Raw genomic sequence first — 26,558 nt, 5'->3', positions numbered from 1 at the left:
CGCGACCAGCGGATGTCCAGTGGCTGGGCCATCTTCGCCAGCGTCAGCTTCCCGTCACGCCACTTGAACGCGCTGCGGGTGTACTCGGCCGACGCTCGGGACTTCTTCCGGCTCTTGTGCCGGGGGTACTTCGCGCGCTTGGCGAAGAAGTTCCCGAACGCGGTCTGAAGGTGGCGCAGCGCCTGTTGAAGAGGGACGCAGGACACCTCCGCCAGGAAGGCCAGTTCCTCGGTCCTCTTCCACTTCGTCAGCGCCGCCGACGACTGCACGTAGGACAGGCGGCGCTGCTCGCCGTACCAGGCGCGAGTGCGCTCCTCCAACGCCTTGTTGTACACGAGGCGGACACAGCCGAACGTGCGGGACAGCTCTGCTGCCTGCTCGCCCGTGGGGTAGAAGCGGTACTTGAACGCCCGCTTGACCTGCTGCGTCACGCCTCACATTCTATCAGTTCCCGTGTGAGCGACGGGTGTCGGCCGGTGGCCATAGACGGCGAATCGCCCTGTCGGCGATTCGCCCTTCCCTGCCACGCTACGCGGGAGCTTCGTTTCCTCCCCGGCCTGAAGGCCGGGGTATCCACGAAGGAGACCCGATGACCGGCCTCGGCCCGGTCTCGCTCGCCGGCCACTGCACCGACCCCTCCCCCGACGGCTCCGAGGGCTGACCGGCCTCGCCGAGTGCCGGCGGCCATGCCGACCGGCGAGCGGGGCAGGAATCCGCCGAGGAGGGCCCGGCTCACCGTCCACCACGTCCGCTGCTCACGTGCCGAGACCGTCTCCAGGACGGCGGAAACCGAGGGCCACCAGACCGGAAAGCCCTCCGTACCGCGGATACGGAGGCCGAGAGCGGAAAGCCCTCCGCACCGCGGACGCCGGAGGGCAGCAGACCGGGGAAGCCCTCCGCACGCGAATACCGGAGGCCATCGAGCACCGGACGTCGAGCGACACCGCGGCCGGCCCCGGTGCCGCAGCGGGATCCGGCCGCTCCCGACGTTCCGGCCCCGCGGTGCCGCGCGACGACGGCCGCCGGGGTCGGGGCCCCGGGGCCGGCCGGCGGACGGGCCTCCGGGCGGCCGACGACGTCCGGCGCACGCCGGGCAGCGCCTCGGCGCTCCGCGGCCGGCCGGCCTCGACGCCGTCGGCCGGCAGCGGCACCACCGCGTCGGTGGAGGCGTCGAGAAGATCAGGCGACCGGGCGGACATGGACGCGTCGCGCCACTTTCCGGCAGGTTCCGCCGGTGCCGTCCTCCGTCTCCCCCGCGCTGCCGGCGGTCCGTCCGCAGCGCACGGGCCGTTCTGCGGTTGGGACGGGCCCGGCGCCGGGGGCAGCATGGAGGTACCGGTCCTCAGCGCTCGGAGTGCACCCCCGACGACCGACCGGTGGAGGTGGATCCGGTATGGCAGTGGACTCCTTCCGCGCCGACGACGAGCACAGTCCCGAGCGGCCCCGCCCGACCGGCCTGCTGGACGTGCTCAGCGTGGCCGCCGTGGCGCTCGACACCAACGGGCGCATCGTTTTCTGGACCCCGCAGGCGGAGGACCTGTTCGGTTACGCCGCCGAGGACGTCCTCGGCCAGTACGCGGCGCACCTGCTGGTCCGTCCCGAGCATCTGCAGGCCGTGGTGAGCCTGTTCTCCGAGGTCCTGCGGACCGGCCGGGGATGGGCCGGCGCCTTCCCCATCCTGCACAAGGACGGCAGCAGCCGCCTCACGGAGTTCCGCACCATGCGGCTGCTGGACGACGTGGGAGAGGTGTACGCCCTGGGCATCGCGGCCGACCACACGCTGCTGCAGCGGGTGGAGACCGATCTGGCCCTGTGCGAGCGGCTGATCAACCAGTCCCCGATCGGCCTGGCCCTGCTGGACCCGGACCTGCGCTACCTGCTGGTCAACCCGGCGCTGGAGCGGATCGACGGTGTTCCCGCCGAGGACCACATCGGGCGCCGGCTGCGGGAGATGCTGCCCTTCTTCGACGTGGGCACCGTCGAGTCCTGTCTGCGTCAGGTGCTCGCCACCGGCCTCCCCCTGCTCGACCAGTACCACGTGGGCCTGCCGCCCTCCGACCCGGAACACGAGCACGCCTGGTCGCTGTCCTTCTACCGCCTCGAGGACCCCGGCGGGCGGGTGCTGGGCGCGGCCGCCTCGGTCGTCGACGTCACCGAACGCCACCACGCGGCCGCCGAGGCGGACCGGGCCAGGCGGCGGCTTGCGCTCATCGCGGAAGCCTCGACCCGGGTCGGCACCTCGCTGGAGGTGGAGCAGACCGCGCGTGAGCTGGCCGAGATCGCCACTCCGGTGCTCGCCGACGTGGTCGCCGTCGACGTCCTCGACTCCGCCCTCGCCTGCCGGCGCGTCCGCCGCCCGGACAACGGCCCGGAACTGTTCCGCGCCCTCGCTCTGAGGGCGGCGCACCCCACCGTGGCGCTGCGGGCCGCCGACCCGCCCGGTGACCTCGCCTCCTACGAGGGTGACCGGCTGGTGACCCTGTGCGTCCACACCGGCCGTCCGGTCCTGGTCCGGCACGTCGGCGAGCGGGACCTGTCGCGCATCGCCCGCAACGAGGAGGCCGGAGCCTATCTGGCCCGGGCGGGCGTGCACTCGTATCTCGCCGTACCGCTGATCGCGCACGGCGAGGTGCTCGGCGCGCTCGACCTCAAACGCACCCGCAACCCGCTGCCCTTCGACGACGACGACGTCGTGCTGGCCGGCGAGCTGGCCGGCCGTGCCGCGATCGCCATCGACAACGCCCGCTGGTTCCAGAGCGTGCGCAACACCGCGCTCACCCTCCAGCGCAGCCTGCTGCCCGACCACTCGGCGCACCACACCGGCCTGGAGCTGGCCTCCCGCTACCAGCCCGCGCAGGCCACCAGCGAGGTGGGGGGCGACTGGTACGACGTCATCCCGCTGGCCGACGACAAGACCGCGCTGGTGGTGGGCGACGTCATGGGCAACGGCATCGACGCGGCCGCCACCATGGGCCGGCTGCGCACCGCGACCTGTGCCTACGCGGACCTGGACCTCGCCCCCGACGCGGTGCTCCAGCATCTGGACCGGATCACCTGCGACCTGGAGCACTACATCGTCACCTGCCTGTACGCCGTCTTCGACCCCCGCACCCGGCGGTGCACCATCGCCAACGCGGGACACATGCCGCCCGCCCTCGCCCGGCCCGGCCGGGTGCCCGAACTGCTCAACCTGCCCGCCGGGGCACCGCTCGGCGTCGGGGGCGTCGAGTTCGAGACGGCCACCGTGGAGCTGGGCCCCGGCGATCTGCTGGTGCTGTACACCGACGGCCTCGTGGAGACGCGGCAGCACCCCATCGACGACCGTCTCAACGTGCTCCTCGGTTTCCTCGACGAGCCGGGACGGCCGCTCGAGGAGACCTGCGACCTGCTGCTGTACGGCCTGCGGCATCCCGAGGACCACGACGACGTGGCGCTGCTCGTCGCCCGGGCCCTGTGAGACCCGCCCGGTGCCGGGCAATCCCCGTCCCGCATGGTGCGGTTCGCCCGGTGGTGCCACCCTGGGACGGGAGGTCTTTCGAGGAGCGCGATCCAGGAGGGCCGATGGGACGGGACGTCCCGGCGCTCGTCTTCACCCGTGAGGACCGGCGCCGGTACCGGATCAAGATGCAGGAGTGTCTCGACGTCTTCGCACAGATGCTGCGCGAGCAGCTCTTCGAGGCGGAGCGGCCGCAAGTGGGGCTGGAGATCGAGCTGAACCTGGTCGACGACGCCGCCGAGCCCGCGATGCGCAACACCGCTGTGCTGGAGGCGATCGCGGACCCCGCCTGGTCCACCGAGCTGGGCCGGTTCAACCTGGAGATCAACGTGCCGCCCCGCGCGCTGACGGAGGGCGGCCCCGACGCCTGGGAGTCCGAGATCCGCGCGGCGCTGAACCACGCGGACGAGCGGGCCAGGTCGGTGGGCGCGCGCCTGGTCATGATCGGCATCCTGCCCACGCTGCGGCAGGACGACATCGGCGAGGGGACCCTGTCGGAGAACCCGCGCTACCGGCTGCTGAACGACCAGGTCTTCGCGGCGCGCGGCGAGGACCTGCGGATCGAGGTGGACGGCGTCGACCGGCTGCGGACGTACGCCGACACGATCACCCCGGAGGCCGCGTGCACCAGCACCCAGTTCCATCTGCAGGTGAGCCCGGAGAACTTCGCCGGCTACTGGAACGCGGCGCAGGCCATCGCCGGGGTGCAGGTGGCGCTGGCGGCCAACTCGCCGTTCCTGTTCGGCAAGGAGCTGTGGCACGAGACCCGGGTGCCGCTGTTCGAGCAGGCGACCGACACCCGCCCCGAGGAGATCAAGGTCCAGGGGGTACGGCCCCGGGTGTGGTTCGGCGAGCGGTGGATCAACAGCGTCTTCGACCTGTTCGAGGAGAACCTGCGCTACTTCCCTGCCCTGCTGCCCCTGTGCGACGAGCAGAAGCCCGGAGAGACGCTGGACCGCGGGGACATTCCCGAGCTGTCCGAACTGTCCCTGCACAACGGCACCATCTACCGCTGGAACCGGCCGGTCTACGCCATCGCCCACGACAAGCCGCACGTCCGGATCGAGAACCGGGTGCTGCCCGCCGGGCCGACCGTCGCCGACACCCTCGCCAACGGCGCCCTCTACTACGGGCTGACGCGGGCCCTGGTGGAGGAGGACCGGCCGGTGTGGTCGCGGATGTCCTTCGCCGCGGCCGAGGACAACCTCCACACCGCGGCCCGGCGGGGGATCGACGCCCTGCTGTACTGGCCTGGCATGGGCGAGGTGCCGGTGCCCGAACTGGTGCTGCGCCGGCTGCTGCCGCTGGCGCACCGCGGTCTGGAGCACTCCGGCATGGACTCGGCCTGGCGGGAGCCGCTGCTCGGCATCATCGAGCAGCGCTGTGTCACCGCCCGCAACGGGGCGGTGTGGCAGAAGGAGATGTTCCACCGCATCGAGTCCGGCACCCAGGCCGGCCGCCATGAGGCGCTGCGCCGGATGACCGAGCTGTACATCGACTACATGCACCTCAACGCCCCGGTGCACACCTGGCCGGTGGACTGACGGGGTGGTTCGCGGAGCGCGGCCGCCGCGGCGGCGACGGGGGCCGGGCTCCCCCGGCGGTGCGGCCGGGCCGACGGCCGTCCGTCCGTCCCTCCGTCAGGCGGGCTGCTCCTCGCCGCCCTGCACCGTCTCCCCCTCCCGCGCCGAGGTGCTTCGCGGCCGTCGCACGACGAGGTCTCTCACCTCGAACGACATCGCGGTCGTCGAGCGGTCGGGCGGGGGGTGGTAGCGCCCGGCGCACACGGACAGGTTGACGATGAGGTGGGCGTGCCAGCCGGACCCCACCCCGCGCCGGTCCGCGAACGCCCGGGTGCCGTTCACCCACCAGACGACGGACCGGGCGCCGAACTCGGTCCGCAGGTCGATCCAGGCGCCGGGGCGGACGGCGTCGTCACGGAAGTAACTGCCGCTGCCGCGCACGTGGTTGGAGAGCTCCAGCAGATCCGGGTTGTCGGGGTGGTACTCGAAGACGTCGACCTCCTGGCCGCCGTCGCGCCAGGTCCAGATGGCGGGCCACGCGCCGGTCTCCCGGGGCAGCCGTACCCGGGCGGTGAGGACGTCTCCCGTCCGGAGCAGGAACGCCTCCTCGCTGCCCTCCGTGGTCAGCAGTCCGGTGTTCCATCGGCCGTCCGGCCTCCGCCCGGCCCGGAAGACGCCCGAGCGGCTGTAGGCGGCGTCGGACACCAGGTGGTCGAGCTTGTCGTCGCCGGGGTTGACCGGGCCGCCGTCGGGATACGCCCACGAACGGCCCGCGACCCACTGGCGTTCGGAGGTGAAGTCCGCCGTGAGCACCACGTCGGGCCCGGACGGAGTGCGCGGAGCCGGAACCGGGCCGCTCGGTGTCGGTTGTTCCATGACCGATGTCTCACCGGCTGGGGCCCGCCCATGCGCCGGGACGGCCGGAACGCCGCGGGATTGACCCGTCCGGGTGAAGGGCGCCCGCGCACGCGCCGGAGCGTACTCAGTCCTCGCGCAGGACGAGGACCAGCGGGACGCCGTGGCAGGGCACCAGCCGCAGGCCGGCGTGCTCGGCGGGCGCGGACCCGGCGATCAGGTCGCCGAAGCCGGGGCCCTTGGTGAGGGAGCCCGCGAGGTGCGCTGGGTCCGCCGAGGCGGCGACCCGGCCGCGGGCGTTCACCAGGTGGGCGGGGCGGGGCAGCCTGCGCAGCAGGGGCAGCACGGCGGCCTCGAAGTGCCGCAGGTACACGTCGGCGGCGGCGACCCCGGCGAAGCGCCCTCCCGTCTCGACGGGCGCGGACAGGGTGAGGCTGTACTCGTCGGAGCAGAGGTAGTCGACGTAGGGGCCCGCGACGGCCCGGCGGCCGGTGTCACGGGGCAGGGTGTACCAGTCCCAGTGCGTGTAGTCGGAGTAGGCCGAGTGGTCGGGGTCGAGGTCGAGCAGCAGGGGCCGCAGGTCTCCGTCGGTTCCCTTCTGCCACCACTCCAGCCAGGCCGGTACGTCGGCCAGCAGGCCGGGGGCCGCCACGAAGCCGGCGCCGGAGACCAGTTCCTGGCCGGTCAGGCGGTGGTGCAGTCCGGGGCGCAGGGCGGCGAGGTCGGCGCTCGCGGGGTGCCCGCCGCGCGCCGACACCCTGGCGAGCAGGGCCGTGGCGTCGGCACGGGTCGCGGCGACGGCCTCGAAGACCGTCTCCAGCGCGCCGCCCACCCGCGAGGCCACCCAGGCCTCGGCGTCCGTGTCCAGCGTGGCGGCCGCCGAGGCGGCCTGCCCGGGGCTCCAGCCCATGGTGTCCTCCAGCGGACGGGAACCGGACGCGGCGCGTTCAGAGGGTGAGTCGCACGGCGACGAGCCGTTCCGTGGCGTCCCTGACGCACCGCTCGGCCAGCGTGCCGGCCGTTTGGTCGGCCCCATCCTGCACGGCGGAGATCACGGAGCGGTGACGCTCCGCCACTTCTTCACGATATTCGTCGCTGCCGAGGACCAGGCACAGCAGAGCGCCCACCTCGCTCTGCAGGGCCACCTGTTCGCGGGTGAGCCGGGCGGACTGGGCGGCGGCCGCCAGTTCGACGTGGAAGCGGCCGTACAGGCGGCTGCGCGCGGCCGTCTCCCGGGTCCGTGCCAGCTCCTCGGCGGTGCGGCGCAGCGGGTCCAGGTCGCCGGGCTCGGTGCGCCGGGCGGCGAGGCGGGCGGCGGCGCCGGACAGGGCGGCCCAGTGGTCGCCCAGGTCGCGCAGTTCGTCGGTGCTCCAGCCGCGCAGCCGGCCCTCCAGCCGGTCGGCGGGGGGGACCTCGGGCAGGGAGACGAAGCTGCCGCCGCCGCGGCCCCGCCGGGTGGTGACCAGGCCCTGCTGCCGCAGGGCCATGAGGGCCTCGCGCAGGGTCACGGTGGAGACGCCGAGCTGCCCGGCCAGGTCGCTCTCGCCGGGCAGTTGCTCGCCGTCGGCGAGCAGGCCGAGCTCGATCGCGTCCCCTATGCGGCGGACGACGGCGTCCACGCGCGCCCGGCTGTCCACCGGGGTGAAGAGGGCCAAGCGCGCGCCGCCCTCCCTCTCGTCCTGCCTCACGGCCACCACCTCGTGCATTGACTCAAGCTTTACCTTAAGGGGCTCTTGAGATTAGAACTATGACTTCATATGTTTGCGGTCAACGTTGAGCGCGCCAGAAAGGTTCCCGCATGGAGGGGATTGCGATCCGGCTGCAGGATCTGCGGAAGTCGTTCGGTGAGACGACCGCCGTGGCCGGAGTCGACCTGGAGGTCCGGGACGGGGAGTTCTTCTCGATGCTCGGCCCGTCCGGATCCGGGAAGACCACGGTCCTCCGGCTCATCGCCGGGTTCGAGACCCCCACCGGGGGCGGCATCGAACTCGCCGGGCAGGACGTCACGAGCCTCGCCCCCTTCGAACGGGACGTGCACACGGTCTTCCAGGACTACGCCCTGTTCCCGCACATGACCGTCGAGCAGAACGTCGCCTACGGCCTGAAGATCCGCAAGGTGCCCAAGGCCGAACGCCTGGTGCGCGCCCGCAAGGCACTGGCCGAGGTCCGGCTCGAGGGCTACGGCCGGCGCCGCCCCGCCCAGCTGTCCGGCGGCCAGCGCCAGCGCGTCGCCCTCGCCCGCGCCCTCGTCGGCCGTCCCCGGGTCCTACTGCTCGACGAGCCGCTCGGCGCTCTCGACCTGAAGCTGCGCGAGCAGATGCAGGTCGAACTCAAGGCGCTGCAGCGGGAGGTGGGCATCACCTTCGTCTTCGTCACCCACGACCAGGAGGAGGCCCTGACGATGAGCGACCGCATCGCCGTCTTCGACCAGGGCCGCATCGCCCAGGTCGGCACTCCGGCGGAGATATACGAACGGCCCGCCACGCCGTTCGTCGCCTCCTTCGTCGGCACCTCGAACCTGCTCGACGGCGAGACGGCCCGGCGGATCGTCGGCGCGCCCGGCACGTACAACATCCGCCCGGAGAAGATCCGCGTGCTCAAGGAGTCCGCCGAGGCGGACGAGCCCGGGCACGCCACCGCGACCGGCACCGTGGCCGAGGTCGTCTACCTCGGTGACGCCACCCGGTTCCTCGTCGACCTCGACGGCGGCGGCCGTCTCACCGCCCTGCAGCAGAACCTGGAGACGTCCTCCGAGGACGTCGCCGCCTACCGCGGCACCCGGGTCAGGCTGCGCTGGCACCGCGGTCACGCCGTCCTGCTGCCCACCTGACCCCGCACGCCCCGTCCCCACTCCCCCGCTCCCGCTCCCGCTCCCGCTCCCGCTCCCGCTCCACGCAAGGCTCCCTCACACCCTCGCCCGCTCCGCGCAAGGCTCCCTCACCCCTGGAGAACGTCGTGCGTCTCACCCGTACCCTGAAGACCGCGGCCGGCGCCGCCGCGCTGCTGCTCGCCGCCGCCTGCGACTCCTCCGGCTCCGGCGGCTCCGCCGCCACCGGCCTCAACCCGCCCGACCTCAAGGCGCCCACGAAACTGGGCCGGACCGAGGGCCAGGTCAATCTGATCGCCTGGGCCGGATACGTCGAGGACGGCTCCAACGACCCCAAGACCGACTGGGTCAGCGGCTTCGAGAAGCAGACCGGCTGCCAGGTCCACTCCAAGGTCGCCGCCAGCTCCGACGAGATGGTCAAGCTGATGAAGACCGGGGAGTACGACGCGGTCTCCGCCTCCGGTGACGCCTCCCTGCGCCTGATCGCCTCCGGTGACGCCGCTCCGGTCAACACCGCGCTCGTCCCCAACTACAAGGACGTCTTCAGCGGGCTGAAGAACGGCTCGTGGAACTCCGTGAACGGGAAGATGTACGGCATCCCGCACGGCCGGGGCGCCAACCTGCTGATGTACAACACCGAGAAGGTGAGCCCGGCGCCCACCTCCTGGTCGGCCGTCTTCGACGACGCCGCGCGGCACAAGGGGCACGTCACCGCGTACGACTCACCGATCTACATCGCCGACGCGGCTCTGTATCTCAAGGCGACCAAGCCGGAGTTGAAGATCAAGGACCCCTACGCGCTCGACCAGAAGCAGTTCGACGCCGCCGTGGCGCTGCTGAAGAAGCAGAACGGCGACGTCGGCGAGTACTGGAGCGACTACCTCAAGGAGGTCTCGGCCTTCAAGAGCGGGGACTCCGTGATCGGCACCGCCTGGCAGGTCATCGCCGGACTCGCCGCCGACGAGGGCGCCAAGGTCAAGGCGTTCGTTCCCAAGGAGGGTTCGACCGGCTGGTCCGACACCTGGATGGTGTCCGCGAAGGCCAAGCACCCCAACTGCGCCTACAAGTGGCTCGACTGGATCGTCTCCCCCAAGGTCAACGCCCAGGTCGCCGAGTACTTCGGGGAGGCCCCGGCCAACGCCAAGGCCTGCTCCGAGACCAGTGACAAGACCTTCTGCGCGACCTACCACGCCTCCGACGAGGGCTACTGGAAGAACATCGCCTTCTGGAACACGCCCATCGAGCAGTGCCTCGACGGCCGTACCGGCGTCCGCTGCGTGCCGTACGCCAAGTGGGTGCAGGCCTGGACCGAGATCAAGGGCTGAGCGGTGACGACCGATGTGACGCCGGCCGCCGGACGGGGCACCGTCCGGCGGCTCGCCGGAACCCTGCACCGCCGGCCCCGGCTGCGCCTGACGCTGCTGCTCACCGCCCCGCTGCTGTGGCTCGCCGTCCTCTATCTCGGCTCGCTGACGGTCCTGTTCGTCTCGGCCTTCTGGACGACGAACTCCTTCACCTCCCAGGTGGTGAAGGTCTGGTCGACGGACAACTTCCACTCGCTGTTCACCACGCCGGTGTTCCGGCAGGTGGTGCTGCGCAGTGTCGGTGTGGCCCTGGCGGTGACCGTGCTGTGCGCCGTGATCGCCTTCCCGGTCGCCTTCTGCACCGCGCGGGTGGCCCGGCCGCGGTGGCGCCCGCTGATGGTGGTCGCCATCCTCACCCCGCTCTGGGCGAGTTACCTGGTCAAGGTGTACGCCTGGCGGCTCATACTCGCCGAGGGCGGACTGGCCGACTGGATGCTCCGGCCGTTCGGGCTGAGCGGTCCGGGCTTCGGTCTGCCCGCCACCGTGCTCACCCTGACCTATCTGTGGCTGCCGTACATGATCCTGCCCGTCCACACGGCCCTGGAGCAGCTCCCGGACAACCTGCTCGACGCCTCGGCCGACCTCGGCGCGCGGGCCGGCCGCACCTTCCGCTCGGTGGTCCTGCCCATGGTGCTGCCCTCGGTCGCCGCCGGATCGGTCTTCACCTTCTCGCTCAGCCTCGGCGACTACATCACCGTGCAGATCGTCGGCGGCAAGACCCAGCTGATCGGCAACCTCGTGTACTCCAACATCGAACTCAACCTGCCCATGGCCGCCGCGCTCGGCACCGTCCCCGTGGTCGTGATCGTCCTGTACCTGCTGGCGATCCGCCGTACCGGCGCCCTGAACAACCTGTAGAGGAGGAGCGCCATGCATCTCGGCCGCACCGCGCGGATCGCCCTGCGCCTGGGCGCCGCACTCGGCTTCGCGGTGATCTACGTCCCGCTGCTGCTCGTCCTCGTCAACTCCCTCAGCCCGGACCGCAGTGCGAGCTGGCCGCCACCGGGACTCACCCTGCACTGGTGGTCCGTGGCCGCGGGCAACTCCGGTGCGCGCGCCGCGGTGTGGGTGTCGGTGAAGGCGGGTCTCGGGGCCACGGCCATCGCGCTGGTCCTCGGCACGCTGATCGCGTTCGCGGTGGCCCGGCACCGCTTCTTCGGCCGCGGCACGGTGTCCTTCGTCGTGGTGCTGCCGATCGCGCTGCCCGGCATCGTCACGGGCATCGCCCTCAACTCCGCGTTCGGCACCGTCCTGGAGCCGCTCGGCGTGGGCCTCGGCCTGTTCACGGTGATCGTCGGCCACGCCACCTTCTGCATCGTCGTCGTCTTCAACAACGTCGTGGCCCGGCTGCGCCGTACGGCCGCGTCGTACGAGGAGGCGGCGATGGACCTCGGAGCGAGTTCCTTCCGCGCCTTCGCGGACGTCACCTTCCCGCTGGTCCGCTCCGCCCTGCTGGCCGGAGGCCTGCTCGCCTTCGCCCTGTCCTTCGACGAAATCGTCGTCACGACCTTCACCGCGGGCCCCGGCATCGAGACCCTGCCCATCTGGATCTTCAACAACATGACCCGGCCGCAACAGGCGCCCGTGGTGAACGTCGTGGCCGCCGTCCTCGTCCTGCTCTCGGTCGTCCCGATCTACGCCGCCCAGCGGCTGTCCGCGGACACGGCCACGTCGAGCCGGGTGTGAGGGGCCGCGCGACCGAGCGGCGGAAGCCCGAAACGCATCACCAACTTCCATGTGGCACACGGCATTTGACGACATGTCCCGCCCGCGGCCGGGTACGCGACAGGCCTCGGACGCCGCAACGGGAGGAGACCGGCCGTGACATCTCGCGGGACACCGCTGGACCGGGGGCTCGGTGATCTCGAACCGGGCACCGGGCAGCGCGCGCAGCTGCGCGCCCGGGTCACCGACATCGCCTGGACGGCGGGGTGCGCCGTCCTCGCCCTCTGGGCGGTGTGGAGTTCGCTGGGCGCGGTGCGCGGGACGACGGCCTGGGTGTACAGCGCGGTGGCCTGGGTCCTGCTCGTCGTGGCGCTGACCGCCCGGGTGGCCGGCCGCCGCCGGTCGCTCCGCTGAGGGCAGGAAACGGTCGTGGAACGCCTGACCGACTTCCTGGGCCGGCACTTGTGGGTGCAGATCCTGCTGTCCGTTCTTCTCGCGAGCGCCCTGATCCTGCTTCTGTACCCGTCGAGTTCGGCCGCCTCGGTCCTGACGCGGACGGCGCTGTGCTCGCTGGGCGGCATCGCCGTGGTGCTGACGGCGCGCCGCAGGGAGAAGCGAGCTGCCGGCGGTTCCACGGACCGGCTCGTCGGACTGGACGGCAGGCTGCGCCGGGGCGAGGTGCCCACCGACCCGGCGGAGCGCGAAGCCATGCGCGCCCTGGTGGAGCAGCGTCTGCACCGCACCCGGCACCGTGTCGCGGCGCAGGTCGTACTCGCCCTGCTCTTCTGCGCGGTGACGGCGGGGACGGCACTGACCGCCGGGCCGCGGCAGACCCTGGGCTTCGGGCTGCTCACCGTGGTCTTCCTCGGCTGGTTCGTCCCCTACGGCAACCTCCAGCACAAGAGGCTGTGCCGGATGCGGGCGGCGCTGGCCGATCACCGGCACGGCCCCGGCGCCACCGATGCCGATCCGCATGAGCGGTGACCGGCCCGCGGACCCGGCGCTGACGCTGCGCACGGCCTACGAGGCCGCCTCGGCGGTGGTGGCGGAACTGGGCGACGAGGAGTCCTGGCTGCCCACCGGCTGCACCGGCTGGGCCGTCCGTGATCTCGTCCTGCACTGCCTCGACGACGCCCGGCGCGGCCTGGTCGCCCTGCACACGCCGTGCGAGGAACCGGTGGACCTGGACGCGGTGACCTACTGGTCGGACTCGCGCCCCGAGGCCCCCGGCGCGGCGAACAGCCGGCGCTGGGCGCGGGTGAACGCGAGCATGTTCCTGGACTTCGGCCAGTTGCGCGACCTCTACACCGAGACCGTGACCGCGGCCGGGCACGCGGCGGCCTCCGCCGACCCCGCCGCGCGGGTGGCCACCCAGGGGCACGTCCTGACCGCGGGCGATCTGATGACCACTCTCACCGTCGAGGCGACCGTCCACCATCTCGACATGGTCGTACGGCTCCCCCTCGCCGCCGCCCCGTCGGCCGGGGGACTCGCCGCGGTCCGCACCACCCTCGACGGCCTGCTCGGCCGACCCGCCCCGCCGTGGTGGAGCGACACGCACTACGCGCGCGTGGGCACGGGACGGGCCGCGCTCACCGACGCCGAACGCGCCGCGCTGGGCGCCGCGGCGCACCGCTTCCCGCTGTTCGGCTGACGGCGTCCCGCCGCGCCCGCCGCCGCGGCGGGACTCCGTACGGCCGCACCGGCTCGTGGCGCGGCGGCGCCCCGGCGAGGCCTTCGTAGGCTGAGGGTGCCCGAGGCTCCTCCGGAAGGCAGTGTCCGCAGGCGGGAGACGGTCGTGATCGAACTGGCCGCGGTGTTCGCCGTCGCGGGAGCGGCGAGCAACGCCGCGGGCACCGCTTTCCAGCGCAAGGCGGCCTCCGCGAGCCGGCGGGGCGGGCTGCGGCTGCTGGGTGAGCTCGCCCGCAGACCCGCGTGGGTGCTGGGCATGGCGGGAGTGATCGGCGCGGCGGTGTGCCAGAGCCTGGCCCTGGTCAACGGGCCGCTCGCGCTGGTGCAGCCGCTGTTCATCCTGGAACTGCCGTTCGCCCTGCTCATCGCCGGTCCGCTGATGCACCGGCGGCTGCCCCGCTGGGGCTGGTGGGGTGTCGGCGGCGTGGTGGTGGGCCTGGCCGTGCTGCTCGCGGCGGCCGCGCCGCACGGGGCCACCGACCAGGCGGGGATGGTGCGCTGGGTCCCGGCCCTGGCGCTGTGCCTGGGCGGCATGGCCGCGATGGTCCTGCTGGCCGGGCGAGGGCGCCCGGCGGCCCGGCGCGCCGCGCTGCTCGCGGCGGCGTCCGCCACCGGCAACGCCCTGACCGCGGCTCTGCTGAAGTCGGCGACGGGAACCTTCGCCGACGACGGGTTCACGGCCTTTCTGCGGTCCTGGCAGACGTACGGCTTCGCGCTGGCCGGCGCGGCCTCGGTGCTGCTGCTGGAGAACGCGCTGCAGGCCGGTCCGCTGGCCGCGGCGCAGCCCGCGCTGACCATCGGTGACGCGGTGGTGAGTCTGGCCCTGGGCATCACCCTGTTCGACGAGCGGGTCCGCACGGGCTGGTGGCTGCTGCCCTCGGTGTGCGGGGCCCTGCTGATCGTGGTCGGCGTGATGGTGCTGAGCCGGGCCGTTCAGCGGATCAGGGGGCGGTGACCAGCGGCGGTTCTCCCCAGTCGGCGGTGAGTGCCTCGCGCAGGGCACGGACCTGGGACGGGCCGATGCGGTCCACCAGGAGCGTCTCGATCACCTCGATGGTGGCCTGCGCGCGCTCGTGGACCCGCTGTCCCTCGGCCGTCAGCCGGATCAGGCGCCGGCGCGCGGAGGCGGGGTCGGGCGTCTGCTCCAGCAGGCCCATGCCGATCAGGCCGTGCACCGCCTGGTGCGCGGTCTGCCGGGTGACTCCGGTGCGGCGGGCCAGCTCGGAGACGGTCGTGCCGTCGGCGTCGAGCATGGCGAAGACGGACGCCTGGGCCGTCGTCACCGGCTGCTCGCCCGCCGCCTCCATGCCGGCGAACAGGGCGTCCTCCAACCAGCGTCGGGCCTCGGACAGCAGTTGGGGCAGGTTGGCGGCGCGGTGGCTCATGGCTCCTCGGAGGGTCGGGTACCCAGCGGATTATCCTCCGGGCGCCTCCGGGGCCCGGGCGGTCGTGCCGCCCGGGCCGCGGCGGGCCGCGCGGTCACCCGCAGCGGCGGATGACGAAGTCGCGCGTGCGGGTGAAGCAGCGCGCCACGTCCTCCTCGCCGAGCCCGACCCACAGGTGGTTCCCGCCGGTCACCGGCACGTAGTCGACGGGGGCGCCCGGGCCGCTCGGGCAGGCCCAGTTCGTCGGACGGGGTGCCGAGGTTCTCGAAGAACCTCTCGAAGGTGCCGCCCGGTCCGGCGGCCACGCCGACGATCACGGAGTGGTGGCGCTCCATGCGGTAGGCGTGCGCGCAGTTCTTCGGGACGAAGCCGAAGTCGCCGGGCACGAGCAGCTTCTCGTGCTGCTCGCCCTCCAGGTCCTCCACGAACAGCCGCACCGCGCCCTGGGTGACGTAGAAGACCTGGATGGTCATGCGGAAATCTCCGCTGCTCTGCGAAGTGAATGTCAGATTACCTGACATAGCGCGGCGGGTACAGCACCGCGGACGGGACGGCGGCGCGCACCCGCCTCCGACCGCAGGACGGGACGGCGGCTCGACTTCGCATACGGGCGCGCGTGATCCCAAGTCCGACAAAGGGCAATGAGTCCGGCGAGATGTCGGGGAAATGACGACCGCCGCGCATTCAATAGGCGCGGCGGCGAACAACCTGTAGTTACGGGGCCCGCGCACGGCAACCTGTACGCCCACAAAACAGGCGGAACCAGCGCTCCGGTACGGTCCGATACGGCCACTCCGCGCTGCAAACGTTTCCCCAAGTCAGTGATAGCATCCCCGCGTCTGCGACCTTGGTCCACTCGGCTCGGGCGCTGCACTTGGACCGGCTTCTCGACCCGAAGTCGGCCGAGTCGTTCCGAGCGGTTGTGTCACGGATTCCCCCGACGTCCGTCCACCGATGGTTGCGGGCTACACATAGGAAAGGTATCCATGTTTCGAGACGCACTCGTTTGGTGCCTGGTCGCAGTGGCGGTCATTGCCGTCGCCGCGGCGCTCGCGCTCAGTCGTCGCAACAAGGCCATCGCCGCGAAGAAGCGCCTGGCCGAGGCCGAACTCACCCGGCAGCTGAGCGTGGCCGACAGCCAACTGGCTGCTTTAAGCGCAGAGTTGCAGCAGCACAGAGCCGAGCACGACAAGACCATCGCGGACGCCGAAGAGGCGGCCGAGGAAAGCACGAAGGCCGTCCTCAAGGGATCGGCGCGCTTTCTGCAGAGTCTTGCCGCAGAACAGCTCACGCTACTCGAGGAAATTCAGCGCAAATACGGCGGCCATTCCGTACTGGGCGATCTGCTGGAAGTCAGTCACGCCAATGCGCAGATGGCACGCAAGGCACAGGGCATTGCGGTGATGTGCGGTGCACCCCTGGGTCGTCGCAATAGGCCCGCGAGTGTTTATGACGTGGTGCGGAGCGCACAGGGTCAGATTCGAAACTTCCGGCGCGTCGAAATCATGCAGCAGACCGGCCTCGCATTGAAGGCGGCCGCCGTTTCCCCGGTCGCTCTCGCGGTCGCTGAACTTCTTGACAACGCTGCCAGTTTTTCCCAGCAGGGTTCGCCGATCGAGGTCAATTTCCAGCGGGTGCAGAAGAACCTGTGCATCGTCATCGACGACGCCGGTGTCGGCATGAACGACGAGGACCGGCAGAAGGCCTCCGCGCTGCTCTCCGGTGACTTCAGCCCCCGGCTCTCGCACCTCGGGAACCAGCCGAAGTTCGGTTTCCCGGTGATCGGCCTGCTCGCCCGGCAGTACGGATTCCGGGTGGACGTCACCGGCGTCTCCCGCTACGGCGGTGTGCGGGCGGTCGTCCTGCTGCCGGAGGAACTGTGGACCGAGGAGGAGCCGGCGGTGCCCGAGGAGCCCCAGGTCAGCGGTATCCGTGGCAGCGTGGGCCGGCCCGAGCCGGCGGCCCGCACCGCGCACGGCCTGCCCCGGCGGGGAGCCCGTCAGGTACCCATCGCCAGCGTCCCCGACCAGGACACCACCACGTCGCCCGCCCCGGCGCCGGAGGAGGCCGGCCGCGCCGTCGGCCGGAGCCTGGGAGCCTTCCAGCGCGGCACGCTCTCGGGCCGCAATCTCGCCTCGGCGCCGTCCGAAGGGTCCGATGAGGCATGACCACAGACCTGTCGTGGATGCTCGAGGACATCGTGCAGAACGTGCCGAAGGCGCGCCACGCCGTCCTGCTGTCCGCTGACGGCCTGCCCCGCGGCGCGACCGAGGGCATGGACCAGAAGGACGTGCGGACGATCTCCGCCGCCATGGCGGGCATGCAGTCGCTCAGCCGGGCGACCGCCCACTTCGCCGGGCCCGGGGCGGACAGGCAGTGGAACCAGACGATCATCGAGTTCTCGCACGGCTGGATCTTCCTGATCGGCGCCGGCCAGGGCGCCTATCTCGCCGCCGCCGCGGCGCCCGACGTCGACATGCAGCAGATCTCCTTCCGCATGCACCGGCTCGTCGCCCGGCTGGGCAACAACCTCACCTCGCCGCCGCGCGTCCACACGGAGAGCGCCGAAGGGCGTCTCGGCGGGGGCCGGCAGGTGGCGGTGGGCGGCACGGGGATCCCCCTCGCGGACCTCGACGCGGCGGTCGGTGAGGTGCAAGGCGCCCGCCACGCGGTCCTGTTGGGCCACGACGGCCTGCCCCGCGGGGCCACCACGGGCATGAGCCAGGATCTGGCGGACACCATCTCGGCGGCGATGACGGGGATCCACGCCTACAGCAGGGCCACCTCGCAGTTCGCCGGGCCGGATCCGGCGGCGCAGTGGCGGCAGACGGTCATCGAGTTCCAGCACGGCTGGATCTTCCTGATCTCGGCCGGGCACGGTGCCTTCCTGGCCGCGGCCGCCGAACACGAGGCCGACATCGAGGAGTTCACCACTCGTCTGCATCAGGCGGTACCCCGGCTGAACGGATATCTGGCACCACGCGGGGAGGCGAGCCGTACGTGAATGACGAGCCGCACGAGGAACTCGAGCTGACCTCGGCATTAGTCCCGCTCTTCGTGATCACGAACGGGCGGGCCCTGCCACCGGAGAATGCCTACGAGCGCACCACACTGGTGTCCGCGCAAGAGGGTGCCGCCGCATCGGTGCGCACCCTTTCACCGGAGGCGCGCCGGGTTCTGGAACTGGTGGCGGAGGGTTTTCTCTCCGTCGCCGAAGTGGCCGCCCACACACATCTGCCCCTGGGGATCGTGCGGATTCTCCTGGCGCAGATGGAGGAGAGCGGCCACATCATCGCGCGTAAGCCGGTTCCACCCGCCGAACGTGTCGACCGGGAAGTGCTCAACGCCGTACTCGACGGCCTCAAAGCCCGATTCGGAGCGTGATTCGTGTACCTGGATTCAGGTGTCCTCACCGCGGTCAAGGTCCTTGTGGTGGGGCACTTCGGGGTCGGGAAGACCACGTGCATCGGGAGCATCTCGGAGATCGAGCCCTTGCAGACCGAGGAGGAGATCACCGAGGCCAGCGTGGGATTTGACGATCTGTCGGGAACCCCGGACAAGATCACCACGACGGTCGCCATGGACTTCGGCCGCCTGACCATCAGCGACGAGGTGGTGCTCTACCTCTTCGGCACGCCCGGTCAGGAGCGCTTCAAGGAGATGTGGGAGGAACTGTCCCGGGGCGCGCTCGGCGCGCTTGTGCTCGTCGATCCCGAGCGGCTGTCGGAGTCCTTCCCCGTCCTCGACCTGGTCGAGCGGTTCGGCCTGACGTACGCCATCGGCGTCAACCACTTCGACGGCACGGTCGACTACCCGCTCGCGGAGATCCGCGAGGCGCTGAACCTGTCCGAGCGGACCCCTGTCGTCGCCTGCGACGTACGCGACCAGCAGTCGTCGGCACAGGCTCTGATCACCCTCGTCCACCACCTTCTGTCCCTTCTCGACTAGGAGCCACCCCGACATGCAGCAGCCTCCCGGCATCCAGGGGCCACCGCCCGGCTGCCCCGCGCACGGCAACGTCCCGCTCTACGGGCCCGCGTTCGGCTCCGATCCGGACGCCCACTACGAACAGCTGCGCCGGCTCGGCCCGAGCGCACCGGTGGACATCGCCCCGGGAGTGGAGGTCGAGCTGGTCACCAGCTACGACGCCGCCCTGTACATCCTGCAGAACCCGGCCTCGTTCGTCCGGGACTCCCGGCGCTGGCGCGCGCTGAACGAGGGACGCGTGCCCGCGGACAGCCCGGCCGTGCCGATGATGGGATACCGGCCCAACGCGCTGTTCAGCGACGGGGCGGCCCACGCCCGGCTGCGCCAGGCGGTCACCGACAGTCTGGCCGGCGTCAACGAGATGCAGCTCGTGCGGCAGACCCAGCAGTCGGCCGACTACCTGATCAGCCGGTTCAGTTCGGACCGGCTCGGCCAGGCCGAGCTGATGGCCGAGTACGCCCAGCCGCTGCCGCTGCTGGTGTTCAGCGACCTGTTCGGGTGCCCGCCCGAGATCGGTGACCGTGTCATCGTCGGCATCAGCGGCATCTTCGACGGCACGGCGGGCGCGGACCAGGTGCTGGGCGAGGCGCTGGGCGAGCTGATCGCGCTGAAGCGGCGCCGGCCCGGCAACGACCTGACGACCCGTCTGATGGAGCACTCCGCGCAGCTCACCGACGAGGAGGTGCTGCACCAGCTGGTGACCCTGCTCTCCGGTGGCACCGCTCCCCTGTCGGCGACCATAGGCAGCGCCGGCGCCCTGATCCTCGGCGAGGACTGGCAGGCCGGCCTGCCGGTCGAGGACGCCGTCACCCAGGTTCTGTGGAACTACGCGCCGATCGCCAACTACGCCGCCCACTACCCCACCCACGACGTCGAGCTGGGTGCCAGGACGGTCCGCGCCAACGACCCGGTGCTCATCTCCTTCGCCGCGGCCAACACCGACCCCCGGCTGGCCGAGCACCGCGAACAGCTCAGCGCCAAGGCCCATCTGGCCTTCGGGGCCGGGCCGCACGCCTGCCCGGCCAAGGACCCCGCGTTCGTGATCGCGGTCACCGCCGTCGAGACGCTGCTCAACCGGCTGCCCGACGTCGAGGTCCGGGTTCCCTTCAAGGACCTGAACTGGGTGCCGGCCCCCTGGAGCCGGTCCCTGGTGAACCTGCCGGTCCGGTTCACGCCCCGCAGCGTCACGCCCGCGCAGTCGCCGGAACCCCAGCCGGCCACGAGCACCGCGCACCGGGTTCAGAGCCCCGCGCCGCAGTCGGTGGCGCCGGCCGCGGCCAAGGCGAGGCCCGGTCTGTTCAGCCGGTTCCTGGCATGGACCAGAGGAGAGTGACATAGGCAACTCAGGCCGCCCATAGTCATCTTGTATGTATCAGCCATCGGTGGGGTATGCATGGCGCGCCGGATGCTGACGATCAAGAAGGGACCGTCGTGGAACTCGCGACAACTCCGCCCGCAGACAGACGCTTCGCCGTCTCGCTCTTCTCCCGGCTGCGGACGGCGAAAGGCCAGGCGAATCCCTTCCCGATCTATGCGGAGCTCCGGTCGAGGGGCGGAGTGGTCGCGGCACCCTGGGGAGGCCATCTCGTCACCGGCTTCGGCCTGTGCGACCAGGTCCTGCGCAGCCGCGAGTGGCTGGAACCCGACACGCGCTGGCGGGAGCAGCAGGGCGACGGAACGCGCTGGACGGCGCCCTCCTCACGGGAGATGAGCAGGACGCTGCCCGCGCTCAACGCGCCGGACCACACCTGGGTGCGCCGGTCGGCCGGCGTGTTCGACCGCTCCTCCCTGGAGGAACTGCGCGGGACGGTGGAGCAGATCACCGGCGGACTCCTCGACACCCTCGCCGAGCGGCTTCGCGACGGCGAGGCGGACTTCAACGCCCTGGTGAGCGAGGAGCTGCCGGTGGCCGTCATCGGCCACTGGATGGGGCTGCCCGCCGCCGACTTCCCCCGGCTGCGGGAGCTGACCCACGACCAGGTCTTCACCCAGGAACTGCTGCCCTCGGCCAGCCAGCTGGCCCTGTCCGACGCGGCCACGGCCGAGCTGCGGACCTACTTCACCGAACTGGTCCGCGACCGGCGGGCGCGTCCCGGTACCGACCCCGTGTCCCGCTGGATCGCGGTGTGGGACGGCATGGAGAGCGACCGCGACAAGGCCGACGAAGCGGTCTACCACCTGGCGCTGTTCTTCCTGCTGGCGGCGCTGGAGACCACGTCCATGCTGCTGTCGACGACGGCCCTGCTGCTGCTGGAGCACCCCCGCCAGTGGGACCGGCTCGCCGTCAGCCCCGATCTCGTCCCCGCGGCTGTCGAGGAGTCGCTGCGCTACGACCCGCCCACGCACGTCATCAGCCGTGTCGCCTCCCGGAACCAGGTGCTCGGCGGCACCGAGGTGCGCAAGGACGACATGGTCCACCTCATGGTGGGCGCGGCCAACCGCGACCCGGCCCGGCACACGGACCCGGAACTGTTCAACCTGCACCGCAAACCGGGCCACCTGTCCTTCAGCGGCGGCATCCACTACTGCCTCGGCGCGCCGCTGGCCCGCCTGGAGGCCCAGACCCTGCTCCACCACCTGGTCCGGCGCTTCCCCGGCCTGACCCTCGTACGCCGGCCGTCATGGGCACCGCGTGTGGCCTTCCGGCGCCTGCTGAACCTGGACGTCGCCCTCTCATGACCGAGATCATCACCCCCTCCCCCGCCGCCGCGTTCCACGGCAAGGCGCTGGACGCCGAGCAGGACGGTCCGGTCCTGCGGGTCCGGCTCAACCCCTCGGGGCGGGACAGCACGCTGACCGTGGCCGCCCTCGACGACCTCGCCGACCTGCTGTACGGGCTGCACGACCGCCCCGACGTCCGGGTGCTGGTGCTGTCGGCCGCCGGTGACGACTTCTGTCTGGGCGCCGACCGCGACGAGTACCGGGCCGCGCTGGAGGAGGACCCGACCGGGGCCGTCATGCGCCGGATCGCGGACAAGGCCCACCGGGTGTGCGACGCCCTGGAGAACACCCACGCCGTCACCATCGCCCGGCTGCACGGCCGGGTCATCGGCGCCGGCCTCGCGCTCGCCTCGTTCTGCGATCTGCGCGCGGGCGCCGACACCTGCCGGTTCCGCATGCCCGAGATCGGCGTGGGGCTGCCGCCGGCCTGGGGAGGTGCGATGGGCCGCCTCATCGTGGAGGGCGGTGCCGCGCGGATCCGTGAACTCATGCTCACCTGCGACCTCTTCGACGCGGCCACCGCGCACCGGCTCGGTCTGCTGCACAAGGTCACCCCGCCCGGCGAACTGGACGCCGCCGTCCAGGCGTGGGTGAGGCCGCTCGTCCGGCGCTCGCCGGAGGCCGTCACCCTCACCAAGCGCATGCTCGCGGGCCACTCTCGGGCCGCCCGCACCGCCGACGTCGCGCTGCTCGACGCCCACCTGCTGACCGCGGAGCTCAACCGGCCGCGCCAGCGGCGGCCGGAGGAACCCGCGTAGTCCCGCTGCCGGCGGGCGGCGGGCGGCACGGCGAAGCGGGCCGTGCCGCCGGTGGCACGGCCCGCTCGCGGCCGGGGGCGGAGGATGCCCCGGGGTGTCAGCTCACCTTGTTCAGCTTGGCGAGGGCCTTGGCGAGACCGTTGGCCCACAGCTGGTTGACGCGCGCCCGCTCAGTGGAGTTGGGGTAGCGGTTGGTGCAGGAGGTGCCGGGGCCGCCGCCCGACATCAGCTCGCTGCACGGGCCGCTGTAGTGGTCGGGCAGCCCCAGCACGTGACCGGTCTCGTGCGCGGCGACGCGGATCGAGTCGTACTGCCGGTTCTGCGCGTAGTCGAGGAAGATGTAGCCGCTACCGTGGCCGTTGGTGGAGGCGTACGAGCCCCGTGAGTCGTTGCCCTCGTAGTACGAGAAGTCGGCGCTGCCCGAGGTGGACGCCAGCTTGACGTTGCTCACGGAGCTGTTCCAGATCGAGGCGGCGCTCGATATCTGGGAGCGGAAGGAGGGCGCCTGGGAGGCGTTGTAGTACACGGTCACCGACTGCAGGTTCGGGTGGGCCGCCTGCTTCTTCGCGACCGAGTTGAGCACGGCCTCGAAGAACGCCTTGTTGTTCGCCGCCTCGTGGGCCGAGCCGGTGTAGCCGGCCCGGACGGTGGCGGTGGAGCCGGTGGTCTGGGCGCTCGCCGGGATCGCGCCGCCCAGGGCCGCGAACGTCACGCCCAGGCCGAGCGCCAGCAGTCTCCTGGAGGCCTTCGCGGACGTGGAGGACGTACGGGTGGACGTCATGTGGGGGGCTCCTACTCGTTCGTGTGGGGTGGTGAACGATCGGTCGCCCAAGAGTCTGGGTCAGCCCGGTGCCCCGGCGGATGATGGCAACTGGGGATAGCTCCCGGCTATCAGGGCGACTCGTGCTGTTCGTTGGCGTTTGAACATCTGGCGCCTCATCAGACACAGCCCTTACGCTCCGCGCATGGAGCTCGAGGTGAGGCACTTACGCGTGCTGTGCGCCGTCGCGGACGCCGGCAGCCTGCACAAGGCGGCTCGGGAACTGGGCATGGCGCAGCCCTCGTTGAGCACCCAGCTGCGCCGTATCGAGCAGCTGCTGGGCGGCCGGCTGTTCACCCGCGACCGCACGGGCAGCCGCCCCACGCCGCTGGGACACATCGTGGTGAGCCGCGCCCGGCCGCTGGTCGCCGAGCTCACCGCGATCGTGACCGAGACACGGGCCGCGGCCGCCCGCGCGGCGGGCGGCCCCCGGCTGCGCATCGGTGCGACGGCCAGCCGGGCGATCCCTGGCTGGCTCAGCCGGCTGCGTTCCCGTGTTCCACCCGTCGAGCCCAGCCTGCAGATGGACGTGTCCGCGAACGCCCTGCTGCGGCAGGTCGCCGAGGGCAGGCTCGACCTGGCGTTCGTGCACGAGGTCGAGGGCAGCCCGCTGCGCGTCCCGGACGGGCTGTCTCTGCGGGTCCTGGTGGAGCGCGAGCCCCAGTTCGTCACCATGGCCGCCGACCACCCCGCCGCGGCCCGGCGCGAGGTGCGTCTCGCGGACCTGGCACACGACCGCTGGATGGTGGACGCCACGGTCGACGGCGAGTGGGACGGGGTCTGCCGGGTGCTGCGCGCCGCCGGGATAGCGCCCGATCTGCTGCACGGCGACTACCTCACCGCCTACTTCCTGGCCGCCATCGGCGAGGTGGTCACGGTCAGCCAGCCGACCGCGGTCCCGCCCCGCTCCGACCTGGTGATCCGGCCCCTGCACGGTGACCCGATAGGAGTACGGCTGCTGCTCGCGGCCCGGACGGCCGACGAACTCGAGGCCGGCTGCCCGGAGTTGGAGGAAGCCTACTGGGAGGCGGCCAGGCAGGCGCCGGCGTACCAGGAGTGGCTGGCACGCGGGGGCGCCGGGCGGCCCGCGCAGACGATGCGCGCGGTGGGCGCCTGAGGAGCGATGACTTCCGGGCGGCCGCGGGGTCACTACGCCGGCAGTGTCCCCGTCCGCGCCCCTCCGGAAGGACCCGCACCATGGAGAACGTTCGAGTCGGCGAGTCCACCGTGGATTCGCCCGGCGGCCGCAGGCTGCGCGTCTACGACACCGGGACCGGTGGTCTCCCCGTCCTGTGGCAGCACGGCACGCCCAACGTGGGCCTGCCGCCCGAGCCGCTCTTCGCCGTCTCCGCCCGGCTCGGGATCCGCTGGGTGTCGTACGACCGGCCCGGGTACGGCGGGTCCGACCCGGTCCCCGGCCGAACCGTCGCGTCGGCCGCGGACGACGCCCGCCGGGTCGCCGACGCGCTCGGCCTCGGCCGGTTCGCGGTCATGGGCCACTCCGGCGGGGCCTCGCACGCCCTGGCGTGTGCCGCGGTGCTGCGCGAGCGGGTGCTGGGCGTGGTCGCCGTGTCGGGACTCGCCCCGTTCGGCGCCGGGGGGCTCGACTGGTTCGCGGGCATGGCCCCGTCCTGCCGTGCCTCGCTCACATCGGCCGCGGCGGGCCGCGAGGCCAAGGAACGGCACGAGGCGGACGCGGAGTACGACCCGGAGATGTTCACCCCGGCCGACCACGCGGCGCTCGCCGGTGACTGGTCCTGGTTCGACAAGGTCGTCCGGCCGGCCGTCGCCGCCGGTCCCGGCGGGCTCATCGACGACGATCTGGCCTACGTGCGTCCATGGGGGTGCGATCCGGCGTCGGTCACCGCTCCGGTGCTGCTCCTGCACGGCGGGCGGGACCGGGTCGTCCCCTTCGCCCACGGACAGTGGCTGGCGAGCCGCTGCCCCTCCGCCGAACTCCGGCCCGGGCCCGACGACGGGCACATCTCGGTGCTGGCCGCGGCGGCCGGCGCCCTGGAGTGGCTGGCCCGGCAGGCCGGGGAGTGACGGCACCCGACGCCCGGCGCCGGCACCCGCAGCCGGACCGGGTCCGGGTACAACCCTCGGGCGGTCAGGGCGGTCTTCCTTCGGGGAACGCGCGTTCCCTCCAGGTTCACCTGTCCGCAACAGCCGCTCCATCCACGAGGATTCCATGCCCCCCACGCTCTCCGGCTCCCGTGCGACGCGCCGAACCGCCGGTGCCGTCGGCGCCGTCGCCCTGATCGCCCTCGGTGCCGCCCCCGCCGCTGCCGCGGACCCGGAACCCGCCCTGGTCCTCGGGAAGATCGCCCCGCTCGACGGGCTGCGGCCCGGCAGCCGGTTCACGGTTCCCACCTCCTTCACCAACACGGGTACCGCGGCGCTCGGCAAGGTCTGGATGTCGTACTCCGTCACCCGCGGGCTCGGCCACACCGAGGTGCCCTCCAACTGCCTCCGCTACGAGATCACCGACTTCGACGAGGAGCCGAGCCACTCGGTCGTGGTCTGCCAGTTCGACCAGACGGTCAAGCCGGGCGTCGTCTACGCCCCCGAGCGACCGCTGACCCTGAAGGCCCTCGACCATGCCCTCTACGACGAGTTGCGGGTGACGGTCACGAGCACCGAGACCGGTCAGGGCGACGGCGCCTCCGAGCCGGTGCGCGGCACCGGGCCGGCGCTGAAGCTGGTGGAGCGGCCCGACGAGACCCCAGCCGCCCCGGGCAGCGCCCAGCACGCCGGCTGGGACGGGGCGACCGTGAAGGTGACCGCGAAGAACACTGCCGACTTCCAGGTGAGCGGAGCCCGGCTGAAGGGCCGGGCCGGTGACACGGTGCCGCTGGTGGTGAGGTTCACCAACGCCGGGCCCGGCTGGGTGCTGCGGGAGATCGGCGCCGGGGCGACCCGGATCCGCATCAAGATGCCCGCCGGAACCTCGGTCACCAAGACCGACGGATTCTGCGAGAGCCTCGGGTCGGGCACCTACGAATGCGGCACCGCCCAGGCCTGGATCAACGAGGGCGAAGGCGGGACCTACCGGTTCAGTCTGCGGATCGACAAGGCGGTGCCGGGGGCCAGGGGTTCGGTGGCGCTCGCCGGGCAGCCGCGGCCGTTCGACATCCACAAGGCGAACGACACCGCGGACATCGTGCTCGACGCCACCGGCGGCGGCTCCACGACGGGCGGCGGCTCGACGTCCTCAACCGGCGGCTCCGGCACGGGGACCAGCGGCGGCTCGGCGTCCGGGTCGGCCTCCGGTTCCGGGTCGAGTGGCACCGGCGGCACCGCCACGGCCGGCACCGCGGGGACGGCCGCCACCGGCGGCGGGATGGCGGACACCGGCGCGGGGCCCGCCCTGCCGCTGGCGGGCGCGGCGGCCGGGGCCGTGGTCCTCGGCGCGGGCACCGTGCTGGCGGTCCGCCGTCGCGCCGCCCGGCAGCGCTGACGGTA

26 protein-coding genes and 1 pseudogene are annotated in these 26,558 nt (G+C 72.1%); 20 read left to right on the top strand and 7 right to left on the bottom strand.

All coding sequences use genetic code 11. The annotated features are described in order from the left end of the window. Nucleotides 1-431, bottom strand: a 431-nt coding sequence (locus AB0924_RS25140) for a transposase (protein WP_366912586.1), incomplete at its 3' end; no start/stop codon positions are given. A 962-nt stretch (nt 432-1,393) separates the two neighbouring features. Here AB0924_RS25140 and AB0924_RS25135 point away from each other — a divergent pair. After that, a complete protein-coding gene (locus tag AB0924_RS25135; protein WP_366912585.1) occupies nt 1,394-3,457 on the top strand; it encodes a SpoIIE family protein phosphatase in 2,064 nt (687 codons plus the stop codon). Between the two features lie 104 nt (nt 3,458-3,561). Beyond that, nucleotides 3,562-5,040 (top strand): glutamate--cysteine ligase, encoded by a 1,479-nt coding sequence (locus AB0924_RS25130; RefSeq protein WP_358932596.1) that lies wholly within the window; start codon nt 3,562-3,564, stop codon nt 5,038-5,040. A 96-nt stretch (nt 5,041-5,136) separates the two neighbouring features. Here AB0924_RS25130 and AB0924_RS25125 read toward each other — a convergent pair whose 3' ends face one another. The 3 genes from AB0924_RS25125 to AB0924_RS25115 all read right to left on the bottom strand — a co-directional run bounded on the left by AB0924_RS25125 (nt 5,137) and on the right by AB0924_RS25115 (nt 7,580). Further along, nucleotides 5,137-5,895, bottom strand: coding sequence for a beta-glucanase (locus AB0924_RS25125; protein ID WP_358932598.1), 759 nt, complete (start codon nt 5,893-5,895; stop codon nt 5,137-5,139). 106 nt (nt 5,896-6,001) lie between these two features. Further along, nucleotides 6,002-6,784 carry a hypothetical protein gene (locus AB0924_RS25120; protein ID WP_358932600.1) on the bottom strand — a complete coding sequence of 261 codons (783 nt, stop codon included), beginning with the start codon at nt 6,782-6,784 and terminating at the stop codon, nt 6,002-6,004. A 37-nt stretch (nt 6,785-6,821) separates the two neighbouring features. Continuing rightward, entirely contained in the window at nt 6,822-7,580 is a 759-nt protein-coding gene (locus AB0924_RS25115; RefSeq protein WP_358932602.1) for a GntR family transcriptional regulator, read from the bottom strand. 92 nt (nt 7,581-7,672) lie between these two features. Between AB0924_RS25115 and AB0924_RS25110 the strand changes: the two genes are divergently transcribed. The 8 genes from AB0924_RS25110 to AB0924_RS25075 all read left to right on the top strand — a co-directional run bounded on the left by AB0924_RS25110 (nt 7,673) and on the right by AB0924_RS25075 (nt 14,377). Further along, nucleotides 7,673-8,704, top strand: a complete 1,032-nt coding sequence (locus AB0924_RS25110; RefSeq protein WP_366912584.1) for an ABC transporter ATP-binding protein — start codon at nt 7,673-7,675, stop codon at nt 8,702-8,704. Between the two features lie 125 nt (nt 8,705-8,829). Beyond that, nucleotides 8,830-10,026 carry an ABC transporter substrate-binding protein gene (locus AB0924_RS25105; RefSeq protein WP_358932607.1) on the top strand — a complete coding sequence of 399 codons (1,197 nt, stop codon included), beginning with the start codon at nt 8,830-8,832 and terminating at the stop codon, nt 10,024-10,026. Between the two features lie 3 nt (nt 10,027-10,029). Continuing rightward, entirely contained in the window at nt 10,030-10,923 is an 894-nt protein-coding gene (locus tag AB0924_RS25100) for an ABC transporter permease (RefSeq protein WP_366912583.1), read from the top strand. Between the two features lie 12 nt (nt 10,924-10,935). Beyond that, entirely contained in the window at nt 10,936-11,751 is an 816-nt protein-coding gene (locus tag AB0924_RS25095; RefSeq protein ID WP_366912582.1) for an ABC transporter permease, read from the top strand. A gap of 135 nt (nt 11,752-11,886) precedes the next feature. Next, complete coding sequence (locus AB0924_RS25090) at nt 11,887-12,144, top strand: hypothetical protein (protein ID WP_366912581.1); 258 nt, start codon at nt 11,887-11,889, stop codon at nt 12,142-12,144. 15 nt (nt 12,145-12,159) lie between these two features. Next, complete coding sequence (locus AB0924_RS25085) at nt 12,160-12,714, top strand: hypothetical protein (protein WP_366912580.1); 555 nt, start codon at nt 12,160-12,162, stop codon at nt 12,712-12,714. Further along, the gene (locus tag AB0924_RS25080) at nt 12,704-13,384 is read left to right on the top strand and encodes a maleylpyruvate isomerase N-terminal domain-containing protein (RefSeq protein ID WP_366912579.1); all 681 of its coding nucleotides are present in this window, start codon (nt 12,704-12,706) and stop codon (nt 13,382-13,384) included. The genes AB0924_RS25085 and AB0924_RS25080 overlap by 11 nt, the downstream gene beginning before the upstream one ends. Nucleotides 13,385-13,528: 144 nt before the next feature. Next, a complete protein-coding gene (locus AB0924_RS25075; protein WP_366912578.1) occupies nt 13,529-14,377 on the top strand; it encodes a DMT family transporter in 849 nt (282 codons plus the stop codon). On the opposite strand, the gene AB0924_RS25070 is transcribed toward AB0924_RS25075, so the two are convergent. Next, the gene (locus AB0924_RS25070) at nt 14,364-14,807 is read right to left on the bottom strand and encodes a MarR family transcriptional regulator (protein ID WP_366912577.1); all 444 of its coding nucleotides are present in this window, start codon (nt 14,805-14,807) and stop codon (nt 14,364-14,366) included. The genes AB0924_RS25075 and AB0924_RS25070 overlap by 14 nt on opposite strands. Nucleotides 14,808-15,034: 227 nt before the next feature. Continuing rightward, nucleotides 15,035-15,277: pseudogene (locus AB0924_RS25065) on the bottom strand (quercetin 2,3-dioxygenase); the annotation flags it as partial. A gap of 516 nt (nt 15,278-15,793) precedes the next feature. On the opposite strand from AB0924_RS25065, the gene AB0924_RS25060 reads away from it, so the two are divergent. The 7 genes from AB0924_RS25060 to AB0924_RS25030 all read left to right on the top strand — a co-directional run bounded on the left by AB0924_RS25060 (nt 15,794) and on the right by AB0924_RS25030 (nt 22,273). Next, nucleotides 15,794-16,975, top strand: coding sequence for an ATP-binding protein (locus tag AB0924_RS25060; protein ID WP_358932623.1), 1,182 nt, complete (start codon nt 15,794-15,796; stop codon nt 16,973-16,975). Beyond that, the gene (locus AB0924_RS25055; protein WP_359555832.1) at nt 16,972-17,811 is read left to right on the top strand and encodes a roadblock/LC7 domain-containing protein; all 840 of its coding nucleotides are present in this window, start codon (nt 16,972-16,974) and stop codon (nt 17,809-17,811) included. The genes AB0924_RS25060 and AB0924_RS25055 overlap by 4 nt, the downstream gene beginning before the upstream one ends. Continuing rightward, on the top strand, nt 17,808-18,191 hold the full coding sequence (locus AB0924_RS25050; RefSeq protein ID WP_358932627.1) for a DUF742 domain-containing protein: 384 nt from the start codon (nt 17,808-17,810) through the stop codon (nt 18,189-18,191). Before AB0924_RS25055 ends, AB0924_RS25050 begins: the two co-directional genes overlap by 4 nt. Nucleotides 18,192-18,194: 3 nt before the next feature. Continuing rightward, nucleotides 18,195-18,755 carry an ATP/GTP-binding protein gene (locus AB0924_RS25045; protein WP_358932628.1) on the top strand — a complete coding sequence of 187 codons (561 nt, stop codon included), beginning with the start codon at nt 18,195-18,197 and terminating at the stop codon, nt 18,753-18,755. 13 nt (nt 18,756-18,768) lie between these two features. Beyond that, a complete protein-coding gene (locus AB0924_RS25040; protein WP_366912576.1) occupies nt 18,769-20,127 on the top strand; it encodes a cytochrome P450 in 1,359 nt (452 codons plus the stop codon). Nucleotides 20,128-20,225: 98 nt separating this feature from the next. Beyond that, the gene (locus AB0924_RS25035; protein ID WP_366912575.1) at nt 20,226-21,473 is read left to right on the top strand and encodes a cytochrome P450; all 1,248 of its coding nucleotides are present in this window, start codon (nt 20,226-20,228) and stop codon (nt 21,471-21,473) included. Further along, the gene (locus tag AB0924_RS25030; protein WP_366912574.1) at nt 21,470-22,273 is read left to right on the top strand and encodes an enoyl-CoA hydratase/isomerase family protein; all 804 of its coding nucleotides are present in this window, start codon (nt 21,470-21,472) and stop codon (nt 22,271-22,273) included. The genes AB0924_RS25035 and AB0924_RS25030 overlap by 4 nt, the downstream gene beginning before the upstream one ends. Nucleotides 22,274-22,370: 97 nt before the next feature. Here AB0924_RS25030 and snpA read toward each other — a convergent pair whose 3' ends face one another. Next, entirely contained in the window at nt 22,371-23,054 is a 684-nt protein-coding gene (gene snpA, locus AB0924_RS25025; RefSeq protein ID WP_366912573.1) for a snapalysin, read from the bottom strand. A 184-nt stretch (nt 23,055-23,238) separates the two neighbouring features. Between snpA and AB0924_RS25020 the strand changes: the two genes are divergently transcribed. From AB0924_RS25020 to AB0924_RS25010, 3 genes are all read left to right on the top strand, one after another. Then, on the top strand, nt 23,239-24,210 hold the full coding sequence (locus AB0924_RS25020; protein ID WP_366912572.1) for a LysR family transcriptional regulator: 972 nt from the start codon (nt 23,239-23,241) through the stop codon (nt 24,208-24,210). An 80-nt stretch (nt 24,211-24,290) separates the two neighbouring features. Further along, nucleotides 24,291-25,139, top strand: a complete 849-nt coding sequence (locus tag AB0924_RS25015) for an alpha/beta hydrolase (RefSeq protein ID WP_366912571.1) — start codon at nt 24,291-24,293, stop codon at nt 25,137-25,139. A 145-nt stretch (nt 25,140-25,284) separates the two neighbouring features. Further along, on the top strand, nt 25,285-26,553 hold the full coding sequence (locus AB0924_RS25010) for a hypothetical protein (protein ID WP_366912570.1): 1,269 nt from the start codon (nt 25,285-25,287) through the stop codon (nt 26,551-26,553). Nucleotides 26,554-26,558 lie beyond the last annotated feature (5 nt).

Origin of the sequence: Streptomyces sp. NPDC047869, from assembly GCF_040704065.1 — a bacterium.
Taxonomy (GTDB): Bacteria; Actinomycetota; Actinomycetes; order Streptomycetales; family Streptomycetaceae; genus Streptomyces.
Note: the sequence above shows the minus strand (reverse complement) of the source record. Positions and strands in the feature narration are given on the sequence as shown.